The sequence below is a fragment of the Pseudomonas sp. Irchel 3E13 genome (genome assembly GCF_900187455.1).
Classification (GTDB): domain Bacteria; phylum Pseudomonadota; class Gammaproteobacteria; order Pseudomonadales; family Pseudomonadaceae; genus Aquipseudomonas.
Genome location: NZ_FYDX01000001.1, coordinates 239,066 through 260,344 on the forward strand (window position 1 = coordinate 239,066; position 21,279 = coordinate 260,344).

At 61.2% G+C, this 21,279-nt stretch carries 26 protein-coding genes and 1 pseudogene; 14 read left to right on the forward strand and 13 right to left on the reverse strand.

Translation table 11 applies throughout. The annotated features are described in order from the left end of the window. The first annotated feature begins 26 nt into the window (after window positions 1-26). On the forward strand, window positions 27-254 hold the full coding sequence (locus tag CKW37_RS01000; protein ID WP_095153568.1) for a hypothetical protein: 228 nt from the start codon (window positions 27-29) through the stop codon (window positions 252-254). A gap of 12 nt (window positions 255-266) precedes the next feature. Here CKW37_RS01000 and CKW37_RS32905 read toward each other — a convergent pair whose 3' ends face one another. Then, complete coding sequence (locus tag CKW37_RS32905) at window positions 267-440, reverse strand: hypothetical protein (protein ID WP_177454387.1); 174 nt, start codon at window positions 438-440, stop codon at window positions 267-269. 54 nt (window positions 441-494) lie between these two features. After that, window positions 495-1,001: a GNAT family N-acetyltransferase gene (locus CKW37_RS01005; protein WP_095153569.1), complete on the reverse strand. Its 507-nt coding sequence runs from the start codon at window positions 999-1,001 to the stop codon at window positions 495-497. A 205-nt stretch (window positions 1,002-1,206) separates the two neighbouring features. Here CKW37_RS01005 and CKW37_RS01010 point away from each other — a divergent pair, with 205 nt between their 5' ends. Further along, window positions 1,207-1,491, forward strand: a complete 285-nt coding sequence (locus CKW37_RS01010) for a hypothetical protein (protein WP_095153570.1) — start codon at window positions 1,207-1,209, stop codon at window positions 1,489-1,491. Window positions 1,492-1,495: 4 nt separating this feature from the next. Here the strand turns inward: CKW37_RS01010 and CKW37_RS01015 are convergent, their stop codons facing one another. Both CKW37_RS01015 and CKW37_RS01020 read right to left on the reverse strand, forming a co-directional pair. Then, complete coding sequence (locus CKW37_RS01015; protein ID WP_218241179.1) at window positions 1,496-1,846, reverse strand: SH3 domain-containing protein; 351 nt, start codon at window positions 1,844-1,846, stop codon at window positions 1,496-1,498. Window positions 1,847-1,880: 34 nt separating this feature from the next. Further along, on the reverse strand, window positions 1,881-2,969 hold the full coding sequence (locus CKW37_RS01020; protein WP_095153572.1) for a PDZ domain-containing protein: 1,089 nt from the start codon (window positions 2,967-2,969) through the stop codon (window positions 1,881-1,883). Between the two features lie 166 nt (window positions 2,970-3,135). On the opposite strand from CKW37_RS01020, the gene CKW37_RS01025 reads away from it, so the two are divergent. Further along, window positions 3,136-3,462, forward strand: coding sequence for a DUF2388 domain-containing protein (locus CKW37_RS01025; protein WP_095153573.1), 327 nt, complete (start codon window positions 3,136-3,138; stop codon window positions 3,460-3,462). 2 nt (window positions 3,463-3,464) lie between these two features. On the opposite strand, the gene CKW37_RS01030 is transcribed toward CKW37_RS01025, so the two are convergent. From CKW37_RS01030 to CKW37_RS32750, 3 genes are all read right to left on the reverse strand, one after another. Then, window positions 3,465-3,839 carry a hypothetical protein gene (locus tag CKW37_RS01030; protein ID WP_095153574.1) on the reverse strand — a complete coding sequence of 125 codons (375 nt, stop codon included), beginning with the start codon at window positions 3,837-3,839 and terminating at the stop codon, window positions 3,465-3,467. Window positions 3,840-3,908: 69 nt separating this feature from the next. Next, window positions 3,909-4,085, reverse strand: a complete 177-nt coding sequence (locus CKW37_RS32745; RefSeq protein WP_159985191.1) for a hypothetical protein — start codon at window positions 4,083-4,085, stop codon at window positions 3,909-3,911. Between the two features lie 116 nt (window positions 4,086-4,201). Next, on the reverse strand, window positions 4,202-4,363 hold the full coding sequence (locus CKW37_RS32750; RefSeq protein ID WP_159985193.1) for a hypothetical protein: 162 nt from the start codon (window positions 4,361-4,363) through the stop codon (window positions 4,202-4,204). Between the two features lie 106 nt (window positions 4,364-4,469). Here CKW37_RS32750 and CKW37_RS33480 point away from each other — a divergent pair. The 3 genes and pseudogenes from CKW37_RS33480 to CKW37_RS01045 all read left to right on the forward strand — a co-directional run bounded on the left by CKW37_RS33480 (window position 4,470) and on the right by CKW37_RS01045 (window position 7,794). Beyond that, window positions 4,470-4,820: pseudogene (locus CKW37_RS33480) on the forward strand (integrase). A gap of 32 nt (window positions 4,821-4,852) precedes the next feature. Next, entirely contained in the window at window positions 4,853-6,439 is a 1,587-nt protein-coding gene (locus tag CKW37_RS01040; RefSeq protein WP_095153575.1) for an ABC-F family ATPase, read from the forward strand. Between the two features lie 164 nt (window positions 6,440-6,603). Further along, window positions 6,604-7,794: an MFS transporter gene (locus CKW37_RS01045; protein ID WP_095153576.1), complete on the forward strand. Its 1,191-nt coding sequence runs from the start codon at window positions 6,604-6,606 to the stop codon at window positions 7,792-7,794. Here the strand turns inward: CKW37_RS01045 and CKW37_RS01050 are convergent. Both CKW37_RS01050 and CKW37_RS01055 read right to left on the reverse strand, forming a co-directional pair. Continuing rightward, complete coding sequence (locus CKW37_RS01050; RefSeq protein WP_095153577.1) at window positions 7,788-8,819, reverse strand: dienelactone hydrolase; 1,032 nt, start codon at window positions 8,817-8,819, stop codon at window positions 7,788-7,790. The genes CKW37_RS01045 and CKW37_RS01050 overlap by 7 nt on opposite strands. Window positions 8,820-8,953: 134 nt before the next feature. Then, a complete protein-coding gene (locus CKW37_RS01055; protein WP_095153578.1) occupies window positions 8,954-9,565 on the reverse strand; it encodes an FMN-dependent NADH-azoreductase in 612 nt (203 codons plus the stop codon). Window positions 9,566-9,684: 119 nt separating this feature from the next. On the opposite strand from CKW37_RS01055, the gene CKW37_RS01060 reads away from it, so the two are divergent. Continuing rightward, window positions 9,685-10,593: a LysR substrate-binding domain-containing protein gene (locus tag CKW37_RS01060; RefSeq protein ID WP_095153579.1), complete on the forward strand. Its 909-nt coding sequence runs from the start codon at window positions 9,685-9,687 to the stop codon at window positions 10,591-10,593. After that, the gene (locus CKW37_RS01065; protein ID WP_095153580.1) at window positions 10,586-10,948 is read left to right on the forward strand and encodes an MmcQ/YjbR family DNA-binding protein; all 363 of its coding nucleotides are present in this window, start codon (window positions 10,586-10,588) and stop codon (window positions 10,946-10,948) included. The genes CKW37_RS01060 and CKW37_RS01065 overlap by 8 nt, the downstream gene beginning before the upstream one ends. 21 nt (window positions 10,949-10,969) lie before the next feature. Here the strand turns inward: CKW37_RS01065 and CKW37_RS01070 are convergent, their stop codons facing one another. Together CKW37_RS01070 and CKW37_RS01075 are read right to left on the reverse strand one after the other, a co-directional pair. Continuing rightward, complete coding sequence (locus CKW37_RS01070; RefSeq protein ID WP_095153581.1) at window positions 10,970-11,344, reverse strand: DUF1294 domain-containing protein; 375 nt, start codon at window positions 11,342-11,344, stop codon at window positions 10,970-10,972. Then, window positions 11,344-12,174, reverse strand: coding sequence for an undecaprenyl-diphosphate phosphatase (locus CKW37_RS01075; RefSeq protein ID WP_095153835.1), 831 nt, complete (start codon window positions 12,172-12,174; stop codon window positions 11,344-11,346). The genes CKW37_RS01070 and CKW37_RS01075 overlap by 1 nt, the downstream gene beginning before the upstream one ends. Before the next feature lie 295 nt (window positions 12,175-12,469). Between CKW37_RS01075 and CKW37_RS01080 the strand changes: the two genes are divergently transcribed. After that, entirely contained in the window at window positions 12,470-14,104 is a 1,635-nt protein-coding gene (locus CKW37_RS01080; RefSeq protein WP_095153836.1) for a methyl-accepting chemotaxis protein, read from the forward strand. A 55-nt stretch (window positions 14,105-14,159) separates the two neighbouring features. Here CKW37_RS01080 and CKW37_RS01085 read toward each other — a convergent pair whose 3' ends face one another. Both CKW37_RS01085 and CKW37_RS01090 read right to left on the reverse strand, forming a co-directional pair. Then, window positions 14,160-15,569: a DUF2599 domain-containing protein gene (locus tag CKW37_RS01085; protein WP_095153582.1), complete on the reverse strand. Its 1,410-nt coding sequence runs from the start codon at window positions 15,567-15,569 to the stop codon at window positions 14,160-14,162. A gap of 265 nt (window positions 15,570-15,834) precedes the next feature. Then, on the reverse strand, window positions 15,835-17,565 hold the full coding sequence (locus CKW37_RS01090; RefSeq protein WP_095153583.1) for a DUF2599 domain-containing protein: 1,731 nt from the start codon (window positions 17,563-17,565) through the stop codon (window positions 15,835-15,837). Window positions 17,566-17,784: 219 nt separating this feature from the next. Here CKW37_RS01090 and pnuC point away from each other — a divergent pair, with 219 nt between their 5' ends. The 5 genes from pnuC to CKW37_RS01115 all read left to right on the forward strand — a co-directional run bounded on the left by pnuC (window position 17,785) and on the right by CKW37_RS01115 (window position 21,265). Further along, window positions 17,785-18,351 carry a nicotinamide riboside transporter PnuC gene (gene pnuC, locus CKW37_RS01095; protein WP_095153584.1) on the forward strand — a complete coding sequence of 189 codons (567 nt, stop codon included), beginning with the start codon at window positions 17,785-17,787 and terminating at the stop codon, window positions 18,349-18,351. Beyond that, window positions 18,348-18,899, forward strand: a complete 552-nt coding sequence (locus tag CKW37_RS01100) for an AAA family ATPase (protein WP_095153585.1) — start codon at window positions 18,348-18,350, stop codon at window positions 18,897-18,899. Before pnuC ends, CKW37_RS01100 begins: the two co-directional genes overlap by 4 nt. Window positions 18,900-19,196: 297 nt before the next feature. Next, a complete protein-coding gene (locus CKW37_RS01105; RefSeq protein ID WP_095153586.1) occupies window positions 19,197-19,655 on the forward strand; it encodes a hypothetical protein in 459 nt (152 codons plus the stop codon). Window position 19,656: 1 nt separating this feature from the next. Then, entirely contained in the window at window positions 19,657-20,229 is a 573-nt protein-coding gene (locus tag CKW37_RS01110; RefSeq protein WP_095153587.1) for an adhesin, read from the forward strand. Between the two features lie 52 nt (window positions 20,230-20,281). Further along, entirely contained in the window at window positions 20,282-21,265 is a 984-nt protein-coding gene (locus CKW37_RS01115) for a heme utilization protein (protein WP_095153588.1), read from the forward strand. Window positions 21,266-21,279 lie beyond the last annotated feature (14 nt).

Here is a 21,279-nt window from a genome sequence, read left to right on the forward strand (position 1 = left end):
GAATTCGCTTACAGGAGGAATGAGTCATGTCCGACAAAGACATCAAAACCCTGCTGACCGTCATCAACCATCGGCAAGACAAGCTGGCCAGTGCCTGCAAGGACATTGCCGACTGGATCGACCGTCAAGGCGATGACCCGGTAGCCGGCAAGATCCGCGAAAGCCTGCGGGCTGTCGAGGCTGACGAAGTGCTGGTCAAACGCACCCTGACGAGCCTGCAACTGGAGCGACCGCTACCGCGCTTCCGCCCCTAGACTGAGGGTTGCTCACCAGTCCTCGTGATCCTCGTCGTCCAGCACATCGAGGCCGTATTCCTCGTCTTCGTCCTCGACGTCGTCGAACATCGGGTCGGCCTGGGTTTCGCGTTCGTCATCGTCATGAAATTCATGGTCGAGCAGGTGGTCATGCTCGGGTTCGTGAATATCGTCTTCATCATGCATGGGAAGTTTCCTGCTGCGGGTACAGATTGACCGCGCCTGTATAGGCCGTCGCTGTCATGCCGTCAACGGCGTGAGGTCTGCCGGCAACAACGATTGCTTCATCTGCACCAGCGCCACGCGATGGCCGGCCGGGTCCTGACGCTCCTCGATGCCGAACGGCACGAAGCCCAGTGCCGGGTAGAGCAACAAGCCGGCGGTGTTGTGATTGAAGCAGGACACTTTCATTTCCCGCGCCTGATGCCGACTGCGCGCCACCTCGATCATCTGCTGAACCAGGTAACGTGCCACGCCCCGTCCACGCGCGGCGGGCGAGACCAGCACATTACCCAGCGAGCAGGTGCCGCCCTGCTCCCACTGGTAGAAGTTGGCGAACGCCAGCACCTCGTCGCCCTCGACCACCACCGATGAGTCGCTGCGCTGCGCGATGGCCGCGGTCATTTGCTCGGGCGTCACCGGAAACGTGCACTTGGGAAAGAAGAAAAACGCCTCGTCGGCGGTCTGGGCGAAGCTGCACACGGTTGGGATATCGCTGGCCTGCACGGGGCGGAAACTCAAGGTCACAGCTAGTTGCCTCAAGACGGATGGCTAGGTGCCACGGCAAGTCAGTTAACTACAGCGGCGAAGCCCTGTAAACGCTGGGCAATTGATCTGCGCCGCTCTATCACAGGCAATTCGCGACTAGTGTAAGACCATGCGCCAATGTCATTACGTCAGCGCTAATGATAATATTTCGCAATTCAAGGACGTTCAGCCTACAGGCAGGGACATGCAGGACAAGTACGAGATTCACTATGTAAAGAACGGCCTGAAGAAGGTCGTCGTTACCGATCGCAACGGCATGAGCTGGCTGGAAGCCTGGAAAGCCGCGCTGCTGATCGACGGCGCCTGCGTCGGCGCCACCGTGGGCCTGCGCTGCATCACTGACGCTATCGCCCGCGCCGAAGAAAATGGCATCAGCAAAGTGCGCTGGAACAAGGCCAGCCACACTGCCTCCTGGAGCGAACGTGCGCGGATGAACGAGAGCAAGCTGCTGGTCAAACAACTCGATTGAGGCGTCAGTCGCCGTCGGCCCGCAGATTGCGTAGCGGTACCCAGCCGGATTCGGCGTGCCGATCACACCAGACCCAACCATTGAGTTGCCGTCCGCCCAGCAACCGCTGGCCCACCTCGACCTCCAGCTCCCGCGCCGTGTAATCCTCCCGCGCCACGCCCTGTCCCGGCGCCAGCATCCGGATCACCTGCGCCGGCACCCAACCGCCACGCTGCCCTGCGGTTTCGCAGAAATACCAGTGTTCCCAACCTTCATCGCCCTCATAGGCCTCGCCCACCTGCAGCGAGGTGCCCTCCGTGAAGGTGATGGGTTCGGGGAACTCGCTGCGATGGGGCTCCATAACAATGAATTTCAACCAGGCCTCCTTGCCTTGGCGACGGGCCTGCGTGTCAGGGCTGCCAGAGGATCTTCACGCTGGTGGAGTTGGTGGCCAGGAACGCAGGGTGCTTGCGCGAATTTTCTTCGGCTTCGAGGAAGGTGTTTGCGTTGCCGATGCCCTGGCTGCAGATGCCGAACGCCTCCTTGACCGTCTCGGGATTCACGCCCTGGCTCAGCAGGTACTGCTTGAACTGCTGACCCACCACTTTCCCGCGCTCGGCGGCATTGCTGACCGTTGCGCCCGGCAAGGCGAATGGCGTGCTCAACCAGTAACTACCGCCGCCGGGGATGAGTGTGCCGGGCATCGCCATGGCATAGCAGTAGATAAGCGAACCCGTCGCCGCGTAAATCGGCGGTGGCTGGTTGCCTGCCAAGGTCGCGACAAGGGTGATGCTGCTGCGGTTGCGCCATAGTTTCAGGGTCACCGGAGTGCCCGCCTTGTTCGAGGCAAGGTAGGCGATCAACTGGGTGGTCTGGTCGAACACCTGGCCATCGATGGACTGGATCACGTCTGCGGCCTTGATCCCGGCTTGAGCCGCAGCACTTCCCGGGATGACACCGGTTACCAGCACGCCGTGGCTGTCGGGCAAGCCCAGGTCCCGAACCAGGACGTCGTGCAGCTTGTCGGCAGGAAGCAACGAGGCACCCAGCCAGCCCCTTCCGGACGTTGGCGGAGCGACATTGACGGTAAGCGGCGCCCCGTTTGCAGTTGACGCCGTATTGGTGGCAGGCACCGTATTTACAGCCGGTGCCGTGGCCGGTGCCACTGTCGCAGCGACTTGGGCCTCGGCCGGACAGCCTTTTTCCGCCTTGACCTGGCGGATGGCTTCCAGCGCCGTCGGCACGATATTGTGCTCGCCGGGCTCGCCCAGATTGGTTCTCAGCGCCCCGTCGGTGACGTCCAATTGTCGACAATCCTGCCCCCTGTACATGTCCTTGAGCGGGGTCAGGTGGTCGATAGGCTCCGGATCATCCGGCGTATAGGCGGCCTGGGCCAGGGTCAGGCCGATGCCCGCGGGATCGAGCATGCAGCCATGCAGGCTGGACAATGCCGCCCCAACGGCCAGTAGCCGAACACCTTTTACCAGCAGATTCGCCATGTTCCTTGCCCCGGACGCGATGATTGTCACAGAACGATAATGGCAAGATGCCTTATGTCAATCCGTTTGCGGTGAAATACCCCAAATGGCCGGCCTTATTGTTTCTCGCGAGCCTCCGCCTTGCTATGGTGATGCCCCTCGATAGCAACCCAGGACGCGGCACGGAATGGACTCATGGAAAACGCTGATCATCGCCACCCTGGTAATGCTCAGTCCTCAAGCCCTGGCGGATGAGAACAAGGGCTCGTACGACAGGTCGATGCTGCTGGTACTGCTCTCCCCAACCTTCCTCGTTTCAGGAACCACCGGGCTTAGCGAACTGGCGGTGCACAACTTCAAGCCTGCCAAGGCCGATGCCCTCGCCTTCATCGGCTCAAGTGGAGAAATCCGGGGGGCGCAGTTCGAACAAGCGACTCGCTACTACCACGCGGCCTACGCCCCGCCACACATGAACGACGAGCAACTTGCGCTGGCAATCGCAACAACGTTTTGAACTTACTCGGCAAACGACTCTGGCTGGGCAACCTTCAGGTATAGAAAGCACCCTCTATGCATGTCGTTGGTGAATTTATCGGCGACTGCCATTTTCTTCTCTTTCGTGCTTTCTATGGGGTAGTCTTCGGCCATCTTGGTGAACTTTTCCCTCATCTTTTCATGGATATCGGAATACGCCTCATAGGCATATGACAGCGGCGTACCCATTTGCCTGCTGTACATGATAGCGGCAGCATCCATCGTCCCTGCCTCGCAGAAATTCCGCTCAGCCGCATTGAACTGGATGACGTCGCCCTTCATATACCAGGACCACGCATTGGTACACGTCATGAGGGCGGCACCGGCCAACACTACGGATACCCTGTTGATCTTCATGATGTGGTCCTTCACTGCAAAACCGCGATGCTAGCAGACTGAACTACTCAAGGAGCACCAGCATCTTCCCTACACTGTCCGAAGCCTGGAGGCCATGTTCCAGAGCGACACGGCAAGCACCAAATAAATCGGCGTTGCCGCCAAGTACCAATGGTTTTCGGTGAACCCCTTCCAGACAACCACGGCGCCGGACAAGGCCGACAGCACTGCGCCAACGGTGAACGCCCAATACTTAACCTTACTCATCCATTCCTCCTATAGGCCAGGGCGCGACGGTATCAGGGAGAGGGGTGAACCACAAATGAGCGACTCTCACTAGCGATGATGCGGGCGCAACACACCAGTGAAAGCCCTTTCCATAGTTAGCTTACAACTCGACCTGCCGGATCAATAACCCGGGCAAACGGATACTTCGCCCTCAACCGAGAAAGCTCCTGCATACATCCCATTTCGGAGCCATAGGTTTTAGTTTGCCACTGCTGATTTGCAGAGGATTTGTACTGCGCTTGATAGTTAGTCGACATGGCAGCGTCCTTGGCAAAAGGCTTGTATAGCACAAAGCCTCGATTCCCCGTTCCACCCCATACTGAAAGCTAAATAATGCGCCTGAGGGATGCAACGCTGCACCGCATGACCTCCAAGTCGGCGGGCCTGGTCAGCCCTTTCGTGCTTCAACCGAGCAAAGGTGGGCTGTGGATCAACGAGCCAGGTGTTACAATCCGCGCCTTCAAATCAGCGCTCAAGGCGCTGAGCATCCGTGAACGCCGTCAGTAAGACACCCGCCACACCTACGCAACTACGTGCCTGATGGCCGCGATGAACCCTGGGCTCATCGCGAATCAGCTTGGGCACAGCGTCTGGATGTTGCCTTCTACCTACGCGAAATGGATCAGCTCCTCGTCTGACTGGAGGGAGCTGGAGAAGCTGCCGCCTAGCGTCGAATTGGCCCAAGATTGGCCCAACGCTGACACGAGCGACTAAATACACCTCTGGAATCCCCGCAGGACAAGCACTTGATTTCTACCGCTAACATCACCATGCAGTTCGGCGCCAAACCTCTGTTCGAGAACGTCTCGGTCAAGTTCAACAACGGCAATCGCTACGGCCTGATCGGCGCCAACGGCTGTGGCAAGTCCACCTTCATGAAGATTCTCGGTGGCGATCTGGAGCCGAGCGGCGGCCAGGTCATGCTCGAGCCGAACACCCGCCTCGGCAAGCTGCGCCAGGATCAGTTCGCCTACGAGGAGTTCACCGTGATCGACACGGTGATCATGGGCCACGAGGAGCTGTGGAAGGTCAAGGCCGAGCGCGATCGCATCTATTCGCTGCCGGAAATGACCGAGGAAGACGGCATGGCCGTCGCCGAGCTGGAAACCGAATTCGCCGAGATGGACGGCTACACCGCCGAATCCCGCGCCGGTGAGCTGCTGCTGGGCCTGGGTATTCCGCTGGAACAGCATTTCGGTCCGATGAGCGAAGTCGCTCCAGGCTGGAAACTGCGGGTGTTGCTGGCCCAGGCGCTGTTCTCCAATCCGGAAGTGCTGCTGCTCGACGAACCAACCAACCACCTGGACATCAACACCATCCGTTGGCTGGAAAGCATCCTCACGGCGCGTAACAGCACCATGATCATCATTTCCCACGACCGTCACTTCCTGAACAGCGTCTGCACCCACATGGCCGACCTGGACTACGGCGAGCTGCGCCTGTTCCCGGGCAACTATGACGAGTACATGACCGCCGCGACCCAGTCCCGCGAGCAGTTGCTGTCGGACAACGCCAAGAAGAAAGCCCAGATCGCCGAGCTGCAGACCTTCGTCAGCCGCTTCTCGGCCAACGCCTCGAAAGCCAAGCAGGCCACCTCCCGCGCCAAGCAGATCGACAAGATCCAGCTGGCCGAGGTCAAGCCGTCGAGCCGGGTCAGTCCGTTCATTCGTTTCGAACAGACCAAGAAGCTGCACCGCCAGGCCGTGACCCTGGAGAAAGTCTCCAAGGGCTTCGACGGCAAGCCGCTGTTCAAGGACTTCAGCTTCACCATCGAAGCCGGCGAGCGCGTCGCGATCATCGGCCCGAACGGTATCGGCAAGACCACCCTGCTGCGCACCCTGGTCGGTGAAATGACCCCGGATGCCGGTGCGGTGAAATGGACCGAGAGCGCCGAAGTCGGCTACTACGCCCAGGACCATGCCCACGACTTCGAAGACGATGTCAGCCTGTTCGACTGGATGGGCCAGTGGACCCAGGGCGAGCAAGTGATTCGTGGCACCCTCGGCCGCATGCTGTTCTCCAACGACGAGATCCTCAAGTCGGTGAAGGTGATCTCCGGGGGTGAACAGGGCCGCATGCTGTTCGGCAAGCTGATCCTGCAAAAGCCCAACGTGCTGGTGATGGACGAACCGACCAACCACCTGGACATGGAATCCATCGAGGCGCTGAACCTGGCGCTGGAGAACTATCCGGGCACGCTGGTGTTTGTCAGCCACGACCGCGAGTTCGTTTCGTCGCTGGCAACCCGCATCATCGAGCTGAGCGCCACCGGCGTGGTGGACTTCAGCGGCACCTACGACGATTACCTGCGCAGCCAGGGCGTCGTGGTCTGATCCTCGCTTAGCGGTAATACAGCGGGCCGGCCCGTCCCATACAGCGGGAACGGGCCGGCCCGCTGTTGTTTTCGGCTGCCGATTCATTCGTTAGCCTGCTTTCTTTTCTTCCCGCCTGCCGCCATGATGTAACGCTTCAACCGCTTGCCTGCGAACGAAACCCCATGCCTGCTTCACCCTCCGCGACGCCCACAACGCCTTCGGTCACCCTGCAGATCCTGTCGATCGTTTTCTACACCTTCATTGCCTTCCTCTGCATCGGCCTGCCGATCGCGGTACTGCCGGGCCATGTCCACGATGTGCTGGGCTACAGCGCGATAATCGCCGGCCTGACCATCGGCATCCAATACCTGGCGACCCTGCTCAGCCGGCCGATGGCCGGGCGCCTTGCCGACAGCCTCGGCACCCGCCGCACCATCGCCTATGGCCTGGCCGGGATAGGCGTCAGCGGCCTGTTGACCTGGGGCTCCGCGCTGTTGGTCAGTGTGCCGTTGGCGAGCCTGACCCTGCTGCTGGTGGCGCGCGTGCTGCTGGGCATCGCCCAGGGTTTGATCGGCGTCGGCACGCTGAGCTGGGGCATTGGACAGGTGGGCGCCGAACACACGGCGCGGGTGATTTCCTGGAATGGCATCGCTTCCTACGGCGCGATCGCCATTGGTGCGCCAGTCGGCGTGTTGCTGGCGCAGGAAACCGGCTTCTACAGCATCGGCCTGGCGTTGACCGCGTTGGCCGTGTTGGCGCTTTTGGTGATTCGCACCCAGCCATCGCTGCCCGTCATGCGCGGTGAACGCCTGCCGTTCTGGGCCGCGTTCGCTCGCGTGGCGCCGTGCGGGGTGGCGCTGACCCTGGCGTCCATCGGCTATGGCACCCTGACCACCTTCGTCACGCTCTTCTACCTGGAGCGCGGCTGGACCGGCGCGGCCTGGTGCCTGAGCGCCTTCGGCGTGTGCTTTATCGTTTCCCGATTGATGTTTGTGAATGCCGTCAACCAGTGGGGCGGCTACCGCGTAGCGATTGCATGCATGGCGGTGGAGACGCTCGGCCTGACGCTGCTGTGGCTGGCACCGTCGCCGCTGTTGGCGCTGCTCGGTGCGGGGCTGACCGGCTTCGGGCTGTCGCTGGTGTACCCGGCGCTGGGGGTCGAGGCGATCAAGCAAGTGCCGCCGACCAGTCGCGGCGCCGGGCTGAGCGCTTATGCCGTGTTCTTCGATCTCGCCCTGGCGATCGCCGGGCCGGTGATGGGTGCGGTCGCGGCCCATCTGGGTTACGCCTGGATTTTCTGTGTGGCGGCGCTGCTGTCGCTGCTGGGCGTCGGCCTGACCCTGACGCTGCTACGCCGCTCGCCCCCTCACTGATCGGCGGTATGCAGTCCCGCGCGACTGGGCACGCCCAGCGCGCGATTGAAGAAGTGCGACGTTTCGGACTGTAACGACAGGTGAATACCCACCCGATCAACGCCGTCGGCATCGGTACATAGCGCCGCCATGCGCTCGCGCTGGGCTGCGTCACAGGGCGACATGAAGACGAAATGCCCGGCGCCGGCCAGCCGCCGGTAGTTGGGCGTGACCGGCAGCTTGCGCGCCAGGGCCTCGGCGTTCTTGTCGATGGCCAGCAACTGGTCGTGGTCACCGCTGTAGATCAATGACGGCACCTTCACCTCGGCCAGCGCCTGGCGACCGAACATCAGGCTCAACGGCGCCATCAGCACCAGGGCCCTCACCCGCGGATCGGCCTCGGGCAACAAATCGTCGCGGTCAGCGACCAGTTCGCCGTGGCGTGTGCAGGCGTCAGCATCCAGCGGACGTTCCTCACAGTAACGTTTCAGTCGCTGAAGATCGGGACGTGCTCCGGAAAGAATCAATGCGGTTTCGGCACCCGCCGAATACCCGATCATGCCCACCTGTTCGCCGCTGACATAGGGCGCCAGCAGTGAGTCCTCCAGCGTGGCGCTGATCGCAGCGCTGATTTGCAACGGACGGCCATAGAGGTTGCTCAGGGTGCCGAGTCGGCTGTGGTCCTTGGCGTTGTCGCCGGGATGGACCGCCGCAACCACCACAAAGCCGCGCCGCGCCAGGGCGCTGGCCAGGTCATGCAAGGCCAGGGGCGTGCCGGTGTTGCCGTGGGACAAGGCGAGCAAGGGAAAACGACCCATCACCACCGGTGCTTCGGCGGCGACATTGAGGCGATAACCGTCGATCCGGCGCCAGTGCGCCAAGCCGCTCGAGGGGTAGAACACCAGCACCTGCATGGGCTGGCCGTCCAGCGGATCGGGAATGCTCATGCGGTGCAGGCCGACGTTCCACTGTTGCGCCGGCTCGGCCTGCACCACAAGGCTGCAGCACAACGCACCGAGCACCAACAACGTCCGAAGAACCTGCATTTGCTTTCACCCTGACCCAATGGCGATGACCCGCCTAATGCAAAGCATAGAGCGGGCCACATTGGTGCAGATGAAAGCTCGATGAAACTCCTGACAGCCAGGGCGGGCATCTACTGCCCGCGAAGGCCGGAGACTCAGGCCGCGGCGAACAGGTCGTTGGCGATCTGAGCCTGGGCAGCCTGCAGCGCGTTGTTGCGTGGCTCGTCGCCGTAGGCCAGACCGTGGGCGCGGACGAATTCGATGTCGGTAATGCCGATGAAGCCGAGGAACACCTTGAGGAAATCTTCATGGCCGACACCAGTAGGCTGACCGACATGCAGACCGCCCGCGGTGGAGACCACGATCACTTTCTTGTTACCGCACAGGCCTTCCGGGCCGGTTTCGGTGTAGCGGAAGGTCTTGCCGGCGACAGCGATGCGGTCGATCCAGGCCTTGAGCTGGCTGGCGATGCTGAAGTTGTACATCGGCGCGCCGATCACCACGGCGTCAGCGTCGAGAAACTCCTGCAGGGTCTCGGCGCTCAGATTGGCTTCGTGGGCCAGAGCGGCGTCGCGTGCTTCTTCCGGAGTGCCCGCGGCCAGCAGGGTGGCGGAGGAGAAATGGCTGATGGCATCGGCGGCCAGGTCACGGTAGACCACCTGAACCGATGGCTCGGCGGCTTGCCAGGCCTGGACCACTTGCTGGCTCAGTTGGCGCGAAGCGGAGTTGTCGCCGAGGATGCTGGAATCGATGTGCAACAGTTTCATGGGGCTCTCCTGAATGAGGACCACTGGTCGGCGGTCACGATGGAGACAATCCTAACGGCACAACCAATAGCTGATAAGCTCGCAAAATTGCGTTAGTTCGTCCCACTGATGGAACAATCATGCAAGACCTCAATGACCTGTTCTACTTTGCCCGCGTGGTTGAAGCTGGTGGCTTCGCCGCCGCCGGGCGCCAACTGGGGATTCCCAAGTCGCGATTGTCGCGGCGGATCGCCGAACTGGAAGAGCGCCTCGGTACCCGCTTGCTGCAACGCACCACCCGGCAACTGAAGCTGACCGCCGTGGGCGAGCGCTACCTGCGCCACTGCCAGGCGATGCTGCTGGAGGCGGAAATGGCCGACGAAGCGGTCGCCAGCATGACCAGCGAACCGCGCGGACGATTGCGCGTGTCCAGCCCGGTGGGCCTGGCCCACGCCTTTCTGCCGGAGGTGATCACCCGCTTCCTGGCGCTGTACCCGCACGTGCAACTGGAAATGGTCCTGGTCAACCGCCGTGTCGACCTGATCAACGAAGGCATCGATGTCGCCCTGCGCGTGCGCGACCTGGGCGATGAAGACCCGGCACTGGTCACCCGCCGCCTCAACCGCGCGCAGATGCAACTGGTAGCCTCCCCCGACTTTGCCCGCCAGCACCCGGTCCAGCACCCGAACGAATTGGCCGCGCTACCAGTCCTCGGCGCGGTAGAGGCCGACCGGCTGGTGCACCTGCGCCTGATGGACAAGGACGGCCAGCGTGAAGAGCTGAGCCTGGAAGCCCGCCTGGGGATCGACGATTTTGTCGTACGCAAGGCCGCGGTGCTCGCCGGCCTGGGCTTCACCGCCCTGCCCTTGCTGCACTGCGAAGCCGAACTGGCCAGCGGCGAGCTGGTGCGCCTGTTGCCGGACTGGTCGATGCCCAGCGGTTACCTGCAAGCGGTCTATCCGCATCGGCGCGGCGTACTGCCGGCGGTGCGGGCGTGGATCGACCATCTGGTCGCTTCTTTCGAGGAATGTGGAGAGCGTTATGTCTGAAAAGACCCTGAACCAAGAACAGGTCGCGGAATTCTGCCTGACGCTGCCTGGCGCGCGGGAAGACTATAAGTGGGGCGGCGTGCGGGTGTTTTCCGTGGCCGGCAACAAGATGTTCGCAGTGCTCGACCTGGCGGGTGCGGGGCTGTCGTTCAAGGTCGACAAGGACCTGTTCCTCGGCTACGTCGATATTCCCGGGGTTCGTCCGGCGCCGTATCTGGCCAGGGCACACTGGATCAGCGTCGCCCCGCCCTACGCATTGGGACGCCAGACGCTTGAGGACATGTTGAGGCGGTCGCACCAGTTGGTGGTGAAGAAGTTGCCGAAGTGGCTGCAGGTGGGGTTGTTGCTGGATTGAACCGGGGCGTTGAGGCGGCGGCTAGAAGATATGCCGCCATTGGCCCAGAAACAGCACATCGACCCACACCACCTGGTGCACCAGCACGATCAGCAAGAACACCACTTGATAGGACAGCTTGCGCGTCTTGTGTCGCCACAGTTGCTGCGCCACCAGCGCGCCCGGCCAGCCGCCGAGCAGTTCGCTGAGGTGCAGCAGCTTTTCCGGAATGCGCTGGCCCTGGACCAGCGCCTGGCGCTTGTCGTGCCAGTAGAGCCCGGCACACACCAGGCTCGCCGCGATATACAGCAGCGCAGGGAACCAGAACTGTTCGGCGAGGCCCGTTTTCAGGGCCCCGCCCAGCGGCAGCAGGCAGAGCATGGCGAACGCCAGCAGCTTGAGCCGTGGATAGCGCATCAGCCGTGGGCCACCGACCAGTCGACCACACCGAAGGCCCAGGTCCCGAGGATCACCAGACCGAAGACGATGCGGTACCAGGCGAACGCCGCGTAGCTGTGGCTGGCGATGAACTTGAGCAGGCCGCGTACAGCGATCATGGCGAAGATGAACGAGACCACGAAGCCGATGGCGAAGACCATGAAGTCGTCCGGCTGGAACAGGTCACGGTATTTGTAGCCGGAGTACACCGCGGCGCCGACCATGGTCGGCATGGCCAGGAAGAACGAGAACTCGGTGGCCGCCTTGCGCGACAGGCCGAACAGCAGGCCGCCGATGATGGTCGAGCCGGAACGCGAAGTCCCCGGAATCATCGCCAGGCACTGGGCGCAGCCGATTTTCAGGGCGTCGGTCCAGTGCATGTTGTCCACCTCGGCAACACGGATCACATGCTCGCGACGCTCGGCCCAGAGCATGATCACGCCGCCCACCACCAGCGCCGCGGCCACGGTGATCGGGTTGAACAGGTACTCGTGAATCAGATCGGCGAAGGCCACGCCCAGCACCACGGCGGGCATGAAGGCGATCAGCAGGTTGACGGTGAAGCGCTGTGCCTCACGCTGGCGCGGCAGGCCCACCACCACGTCGATGATCTTGCGGCGAAACTCCCACACCACCGCCAGGATCGCACCCAGTTGAATGATGATGTTGAAGGCCATGGCCCGTTCACCGCCGAAGTTGATCAAGTCGGCCACGACTATCTGGTGGCCCGTACTGGAAACCGGCAAAAACTCTGTCAGACCCTCGACGATGCCGAGAATCACTGCCTGCATGGCGGTCCAAAAATCCATCATTCCCCCGTAAGGCGATGCGCGTGGCATGCCCCGTTCTAGTTTTCGATACGCTTTGGTTTTTCAAGGCCCAGGCATGCGACGGCGACCATAAAACGGAAACGGCCACATTAATCGCGACATACCCTTCAGATTTGGCGCAGAAAGGCCGAAATCCTATCAGACCTATGGGATAAACGCTGCCCGGTCGTACTAATGGAGCCAGCCGAATCAACCACTTAGCCATTGGTCGAGTAGGTGGACGCGCTAAAGCATGCTTGGATGCTCAAAATAACAAGAACTCGAGATGACCTTCATGAAGACTTTACGCAGTATGTCGATCAGCCGGCGCCTGTGGCTCATCCTGGTGCTGGCCGTGGCGATGTTGGTGACCCTCGGGTTGCTTATGCTCAATCAGATTCACACTGACCTGTACCGGGCCAAGGCGGAAAAGACCCGCCATGTGGTCGAGACCGCCGCCGGGATCCTGACGTACTACCAGGGTCAGGAAGCCGCTGGCAGCCTTAGCCGCGAAGCCGCACAGCAACAGGCGCTGAGCGCGGTGCGCGCGCTGCGCTATGACCAGAACGACTACTTCTGGATCAACGACCTTGGGCCGAAGATGCTCATGCACCCGACCAACCCCAAGCTCGAAGGCCAGGACCTCTCCGGCATCCGCGATCCCGACGGCTTTGCGCTGTTCAATGAAATGGTCAGCCTGGCCAAGACCCGCGGCGCCGGCAGCATCGACTACCGCTGGCCCAAGCCCGGCGCCAGCGACCCGGTGGAAAAGACGTCCTACATCCAGTTGTTCAAGCCCTGGGGCTGGATCATCGGCTCTGGCATCTATATCGACGACATGCAGGGCGAGTTCTTCCGTCAATTGCGCGACGCCTCGCTGCTCGGTGCCGGCATCGCGGTAGTCCTTACGCTGCTGGTGCTGCTGATTTCCCGCAGTATCGTCCGCCCGTTGCAGGAGGCTGTGGAGGCCATGGCCACCATCGCCAGCGGCGAAGCCGACCTGACCAAGCGCCTGGACACCCACGGCAACGACGAAATCACCCGCCTCGGCCAGCACTTCAACAGCTTCACCGGGCAGTTGCAGCAGGTGGTCGTGCGTCTCCAGGAAGCGGCGCGAGAACTGGGCCATTCGGCCGGCGAGGTCGGTGATAACGCCGGGCAGACCCAGCAGCGCAGCGACCAGCAGTCGCAGCAGATGGAACAAGTGGCCACCGCCATCAACGAGGTGACCTACGCCGTCCAGGACGTGGCGAAGAACGCCGAGCAGGCTTCCAGCGAAACCAGCGAGGCGCAGGAACGCGCCCGCCAGGGCCAGCAGAGCATTCACGGCAGCCTGCGCAAGATCGACGAGCTGTCCGCCACCATCGACCAGGCGGTCCATGTGATCCAGGCCCTGGCCGGCCAGAGCACCCGCATCGGCAGCGTGCTGGAAGTGATTCGCGCCATTGCCGAACAGACCAACCTGCTGGCCCTCAACGCCGCCATCGAGGCCGCCCGTGCCGGCGAGCAGGGTCGCGGTTTTGCCGTGGTCGCCGACGAAGTCCGCCTGCTGGCGCAGCGGACGCAACAGTCCACCGCCGAAATCCAGGCGATGATCGAGCACCTGCAAGGTCAGTCGGAAGCAGCGGTCAAGGCCATCGACGCCAGCAGCCTGGCCTCGCGGGAAACCGTCGAGCAGGCCAGCGAAGCGGGCGCCAGCCTGGATGCCATCAGCCAGGCGCTGCACAACCTGACCTCGCTCAACGCCTCGATTGCCAGCGCCACCTTGCAGCAGGCCCATGTGGTGGAAGAGATCAATCGCAGCGTCACCGAAACCGCCGACCTGTCGCGCCAGACCGCCGTCGCCGCGCAGCACTCCAGCAAGTCCGGCCACGCGCTCAACCGCCTGAGCGCGCATCTCGAGCAGGTACTGGGGCAATTCCGGGTGTAAAAAAACCTGCCGCTACCATCGGGTAGCGGCAGGTCCAACGCGGCACAAACGGCGATTACTTGCCTGGGTTACACGGCGAAGGCAGTTTCAACGAGTCCTTGTAAGGCACCATCGGGCGAACCGGTTCGAGGTTCATGACCTCTTTGCCCGGGTATCCGACGACATGGCAATAAAATTGCTCGCGCATCGATCCACCGTTGTTGGCGTACTGCTTCCATTGCGGATCATTTTTGTGTTTTTCATACAACTCGGCATACATGCGTTCCCAACCGACTTCATTGAGTTTTTTAATGGAGCAAGTGGGGTTGGTGGTCAGCGAAAGCGACAGCGTGTTAGGCCCGAACACCGGATCGTCGCGAGAAATCCACTCGCTCTTGGTGAAGTAAGGGGTGCAGTACTTCGACTCGGCCAGGTTCGCGTCGGCAAGCGCGGCGGCGGCAGCGGCCGCGGCCGCCTGGCTGGCCTGAGCCTGAGCGGGCGTCTGGGTCGGTCCTGAACCAGTGCCTGGCCCGAAGCCAGGGCTCGGTGGTTTACCTGTGCGACAAAAACCCGGGCTCGCACTATTCGCCGGAGGCGCCATCTGGTTGGCAGCACAAGAGAAGGTGGCGACGTCACTGGCATGAAGTGGAAACTTGATATTGATGATCGGTCGGTAGTTACCGGTTTTCTTCAGGTAATCCTGTTGATTTAACCGGGCAGCGGCATCGCCGCGTGAATCACTGGTGAAAAAAGCCAGGACAGCACGTTCATTGGGCTCGGTGAGGGAAAGTCGCAGTTCTGTCTGGGTCTGGAATTCTCGGTTGTTTATCAACTTGCGCGCATCCAGAAAATTCTTGAAGGCAGTGGTGCGGTCGGCTCTGCTCACGCCTTTTCTCATGTCGAAACCGCATTGATAGATGTCCTGGTAAGTCTGGTTATTATATTTATTGAAGTGCGCGAGCCACTGGGCGCCACTGTTCACGCCCATTTCCTTGCAGGTACCTTCAATCTCTTTTGAACCCGGACTGTTGCCACGCGGCTGGCTGTCTCGACAGCCTTTGTCCGTCCGCATGTCGGTCCAGGCATCGTTCGGAAAGGCACATTGCAGATGACCGCCCTGCTTGCCCTGACAGAGAAGATCAAAGGGGGTGGTGATATAACCGTTCTGCGTCTGCATGCCAGGGTTGTCGTATTTAATGTCTTTGCGCATATAGGAAAACGCTTCGCTCTGCAGCTCCTGCGCTCTCGGGCTCGGGTTCCACACATCCCACGCCTGGCCCTTCGCGGGGTCCGCCCGGTGCGTGCCTCTGATCAGCAGGCCGGAACAGTCCGAGGCCGGATCGTCGCCACATTTATCGACAGTATTGTTGTACAGCTCCTGAACAACCTTCAGCGTTTCCTCGCAGGTTTCCGCGTTGGCCAAGGGCACCCCGAATAGCAGGGGACATATAAGTAACGGGGCTATTTTCTCGACAGTCTTTCGCATGACACACACCTCCAGAAACGATGAGTACACCGCTCATTGATTTGGCGTGAACACGACTGAATGCCACTACCGACCGCCTGCCCGGAAACTGCCACACCCCACTCTTTTGCGAAACTGACAAAAATGTCAGGTGGGTCGCCAAAAAACGGCGCCGCGCTTGTCCGCTGAAACCATTCGAACATGAAAAAACTGCCGATATCCGCGGGATATCGGCAGTTCAAGTGGCTCAAACAAGCCTGGTCTCAATCAATGAGCGCCGTCGTTATCATTTGTGGTTGCAGTCCGCTGCGTTGACTTGCTCCTGACTGGCTTCGTTCGGCCTGATCGACTCCAGATACACCGGGTTCTTCTTGGTGTACTTCTGGGCAAGGCAAATACTCTGGCGGCGCATCGAGATGTCCTTGTCACCCCAATATTTTGCGCCTTGAGGGTCGGCCGCCAAGGCTTTCCTCTTCATCTCCGCCATCACTGCATCGGTTTTGTCAGGTCCGAATCCAAGTGCGCAGTCGTTGTAGGTGACCTCGAGTGCCTTGATCTTTTTGCCGGGATATTCCGCATAAGTGCGGTCCATCCATTTGACCGACTTGATGTAGTCGGGACATTGCGCGGGAGCACCGCCAGCGCCACCGGCCCCTCCGTCGACTTTCACAGAGTTGCAACTATCCCTGAGTGATTGCTCGTGCGAGACGTACGGCCTGACGGGCTCAAGGTTCCATGTTTCCTTGTTTCTTACCTGGAAGTCGTTACCTTGTTTATCTTTCTCGACCAGGGTTATATGGCACACCGCCTGACGCCGTAATGTCTGGTCTCTGTCGCCCCAGTACTTCGCCCCGTCTTTTTCTGCCAGGGCTTTCTGTTTCATCTCGGCAATCAGTTTCTCGGTCTGGTCCGGTCCGACCTCGCGACCGCACGCAGTAGGCGTTACCGAGAGCGACATGACTTCTTTATTGAAGCCTGGGTCCCACCGCGATATCCATTTCACCGAATCGATGTATTGAGAGCATTGTTTCGGATCGGTCCCCGTGCCCCAGCCGCCGGCGACCGGTTTATCGGGCTCGATTACAGGTTCTGGCTTAGGTGCAGGTTTGGTCGCGCAAGAGAATGTTGCCTTGCTGCTCGGGTCATTCGGAAAGTTGATCTTGATGACCGGCCGCTCCTCGCCCGTCACCTGTTTATATTCTTCGGCATTCTTCCAGGCGTCCTCGACGTTGGTGCCGGTTTCTTCACTGAAGAAGAACGCCATTACAGGCGCTTTGTCCTTCTCGGGGTTCTTGAAGCGCACTTCCGTCTGCCAGAAGAATGCGCCTTCAGAGCCTTCGATTGACTTCCTGGACTGCATGAACTGCTGGAAGGCATCCGTGCGCTGTTCGTCGCTCAGCCCGCGCATATCGAAGCCGCACAGGGACATGTTTCTTGCAGGGTCTACACCGCCGAACGGGTCGAACTCGCTGGCCTTCCAGTTGGAACCATTGACGCCCTCTTGCTGGCAGGACTTCTCCACATTCGGCGTTCTGTCATTGTCGCCGCAGCCATTATCGTTGCGGGAATCCGTATAGCCATCGATGGGGAAAGCGCAATCAATATTCACCGGGGTTTTACCCGCCGGGGTGTAATGAGTCGGGTACAGCAACATGCCGTTGTGGTGGCTGACACCGGGCGTCTGATATTTGATGTCAGAGCGCATCCAGGAGGCCGCCGTGGTTCCCAGCTTCACTGCCGTAGGACTCGAATTCCACACGTAATAGGTGCCGGCAGGCTGAGGTGTTTCCTGCCGCTCGGGCCGCATCGTGCCCCTGACAAGCAGGCCGGAACAGTCCGATGCCGGGTTCCTGACCGATCTATCACCGGTCAGCGACATACAGTTGCTCGCCTCGTTGTTATAGAGTTCCTGAACCACTTTCAATGTTTCTTCGCAGCTTTCCGCATGAACAAACGTCGCCTGCAGCATGAACGGTAACGCCAATAGCGGAATAAGCCTGTCAATACGCCTTCTCATCGCCGTGTCTCCTGAAATCGTCGGGATCTTTCTTCAATGAGTGGATCGACGTAACAACGACTGAACAGCCACAACTCGACGCCGCAGAAATAATCTGCCTGCAAACGCAACGGCGCGAAACTGACAGAAATATCAGGTGCAAGCGGAAAACCCGGCTGGCGGCTACTTGCCTAACAGGTACAATCCCCGCCCCTCTTTCCTTGCTGTAAAGGAGCGCCGATGTCCGGCCTCGAACTGTTCGCCGCCGTACTTGGCGCCCTCTCCGTCTGGCTGACGGTCAAGCAGAATCCGTGGTGCTGGCCCATCGGCCTGGCCATGGTGCTGCTTTACAGTTGGGTGTTCTTCGATGCCAGGCTCTATTCGCAAATGCTCCTGCAAGGGGTGTATGCCGTATTGCAACTGTATGGCTGGTGGCAGTGGACCCGGCCGGACAGCGTGCGCGAGGCGCGCAAGGTCAGCCTGCTGACACCCGGCCAAGTCAATCTCGGGTTGCTCTTCGGCCTGCTGGGCAGCCTGCTGATTGGTGGCGCCATGAGTACCTGGACCGATGCCGCCCAGCCCTGGCTGGACGCGACCATCACCGGCTTCAGCCTGGTGGCGCAAGGCTGGATGGCGCAGAAGCGCGTGCAGTGCTGGGCCTTGTGGATCGTGATCGACGCGGTCTGCGTCGGCTTGTTCCTCTATCAGGGGCTGTACCTGACCGCGGGTCTGTATGCGTTGTTCACGCTGATGGCGATCCAGGGGCTGCGCGAGTGGCGCCGCGATCCCGCAGTGGTGGCGGCATGAAGGTCCTGGTGCTGGCAGGCCCCGAGTCCAGCGGCAAGAGTTGGCTGGCAGGGGAAATCCAGGCGCATTTCGGTGGCGAGCTGGTCGGCGAATATGTCCGCCATTTTATCGACGAGCAGCAGCGCGACACCTGCTACGCCGATATCCCGGCCATTGCCCGCGGCCAGTTGGCCTGGGAAGACGCCGCCCGCCAGCGCCAGCCGGAGTTGCTGATTCTCGACACCCACCTGCTGAGCAACATCCTCTGGAGCCAGACGCTGTTCGCCGCTTGCCCCGACTGGCTGGAGCAGGCGCTGCTGGCGCGGCACTATGACCTGCACCTGCTGCTCAGCCCCTACGGCGTGCCGTGGATCGGCGACGGCCAGCGCTGCCAGCCGGACCTGGATGAACGCCGGGCCTTCTTCGACTCCAGCCGGCAATGGCTGGAACAGCATCGTCAGCCGCTGATGATCATCGAAGGCGACTGGGTCCACCGCCGCGCCATCGTTCTGGCCACGGTCCAGCGCCTGCTGGAAGGTAAAGCCCCAGCCTGCGCAACCGAGTGTTAACTCGCTGATACACCCTTCGCGACCCCAGCCCGCGGCGCAGAGCCCGCCGCGCCATCCGGGAGTCGACTGTCACGCCGCTGATACAGTGGCCGCCCCGCCCCGGTTTATCGACTTCCCGTACCACGCCCCGCCCGCGCCGCCGCCCGGTCGTCTCACCGGCGTTACAGGCAGCGCGAAGCGTTCTCCCCGGATTCATGCAAGTCGTTGATTCAACACGGCAAACAAAAAGCGGCACAGCTTCTGCTCTCTCTCTCGCAACGCTGAAGGGCCAGCGCATAGAAAGAAGGAACCGCCGCCGTGGGGAATCACAACAATAAGCTGCTTCGCCTTATGGTCATCGGATGCGCACTCAGCGCTTCCCTTCTCGCCGCCCAGGTCCAGGCGGGTGGCAACGGTGTGGTCGTCCTGACCCGTGACGTCAAGACCCGCCCGGCCATTCGCAACGACCATCCAGATCCGAGCCCCACCACCGTCAACACCAACGCCTCCAATCGCATCGTCTCCCAGACCAACAACGAACTGAGCGACGGTGACTTTGCCAGCGTCGCCAGTGGCGCCACGATCAACCGTTTGTTGGTCCCTGATGCTGCCTCGGGTGGTGTGCGTGGAATCAACGCGGTGCCCAGCACCCTGCCGGGCCTTGGCAATGCCACGGGCGGCGGCGGTGGCGGCGCGGGCGGTAGCATCTCCAACTCGGTCAACTCGGGTATCCAGCGCGGCCTCGCCCCGCTGCAGATCCTGACCGGAGGCAAGTGAGATGAAAGCCTCCCTCCTGTTTATCGCCTTGTTCTGCAGCGGCACCGCACTGGCTGCCTCGCCCGTCGAGGACAACGCCCGGATCGACAGCAGCGCCCAAGGTTACAAGGGCAATCTTTCGATCAACCAGGCTGCCGGCGACCAGCAACAACAGAACAACAGCCGGGCCATCGCCATCGGCCACGAGGCCCAGGCCACCACCCGGATCAACCAGAGCATCGATACGGCCGCAAGCCGCGCCATCGATGCCAACGCCAGTATCGGCGGCACTTCCTTCAGTAACGGCAACGGCATCCTGGGCATCAACCAGTCCGCCGGTGCCGGTACGCAACAAGCCAACGCGGTACGCATCGGCATCAGCGCCGTACCGCAAAGCATCGATGACAGCGTCCTGCTCCAGCAGAACGTGGCGCTGTCCAACAGCTCCGACTCAACCGACCACACACCCGGCAGTCGCCAGGTCAGCACCAGCGACCAGGCATTCACCGGCAGTCGTGGCGTGGTTCAGTTGAATCAGAGCGCAGGGGTGGGAAACCGAATGGCCAACACCCTGAGCGTACGGGTCGCTGACTGACCCGATAAGGCAACACAACACTTAACAATCATAATTAATGCGGAGAAACACCATGAAACCCACAATGGCACTCAAGCCTCTGGTATTCGCACTCGCAGCGGTCATGGCAGTTGCTGCACAAGCAGGCGGACGTAACGACGACCATGGCGGTGGTCGCGGCCACGACGATCACGACAGCACCCAGACCCTTCTGCTGTCCCTGCTGATCAACGCTGGCTCCGCCGCCACGGTGATCGATACTCAAAACAACAGCGGCAACTGGGTCAAAAACGAAGCCACCCGCAACGACGCCAAGATGGACAATTCGGCCAATGGCTCGCAGGGCAACCTGGGCGCCAACACCGCAGCCGGTGACGGCAACCAACAAGACAACGTCGCTGCAATCGCCACCGCCGACGAAAGCTTCATCTTCGGCAGCGCGCTCGCCGTCTCCAGCGCAACCCAGAACAACGTCGGCAACACGGTCAAGAACTACTCCACCCGCAACACCGCGACCCTCAACAGCTCGGCCAACGGCAGCTCCGGCAACATTGGGGTAAACGTCACCGCCGGCGACTTCAACCAACAGAAAAACAACCTGGCCATCGCCGTGTCCGGCGGCCGCGTCGCCGCAGCCAGCGCCGCTGCCAATCAGAACACCACTGGTCTGAAAGTGACCAACGAAGCCGACCGTACCTACGACACCAAAACCCTCTACTCCGCCTTTGCTGCCTACGGCCAGTACGAAGGCAACGGCGTTGGCTACGTAGAAAGCAAGAAAGACGGCGGTCATGACAGCCATGACCGTGGTGGCCAAACCCAGAAAGATCCGCTTAAGTTCCACGAAGAAGGCGACTTCGCGCTGTACGGCGTAGCCTCCTACCAAGTGCTGACCCCAAGTGGCTGGGTCAACCCTGTGACCAACACCGCGTCGCTGACCAACTCGCTGAACGGCGTGTCGGGCAACGTCGGGGCCAACGTCTCGGCAGGCTCGGGCAACCAACAAAGCAACTCGCTGTCCATCGCCGCCGGCTGCCGTGCCTGCACTGGCATGTAACAGCCTTGATCGGG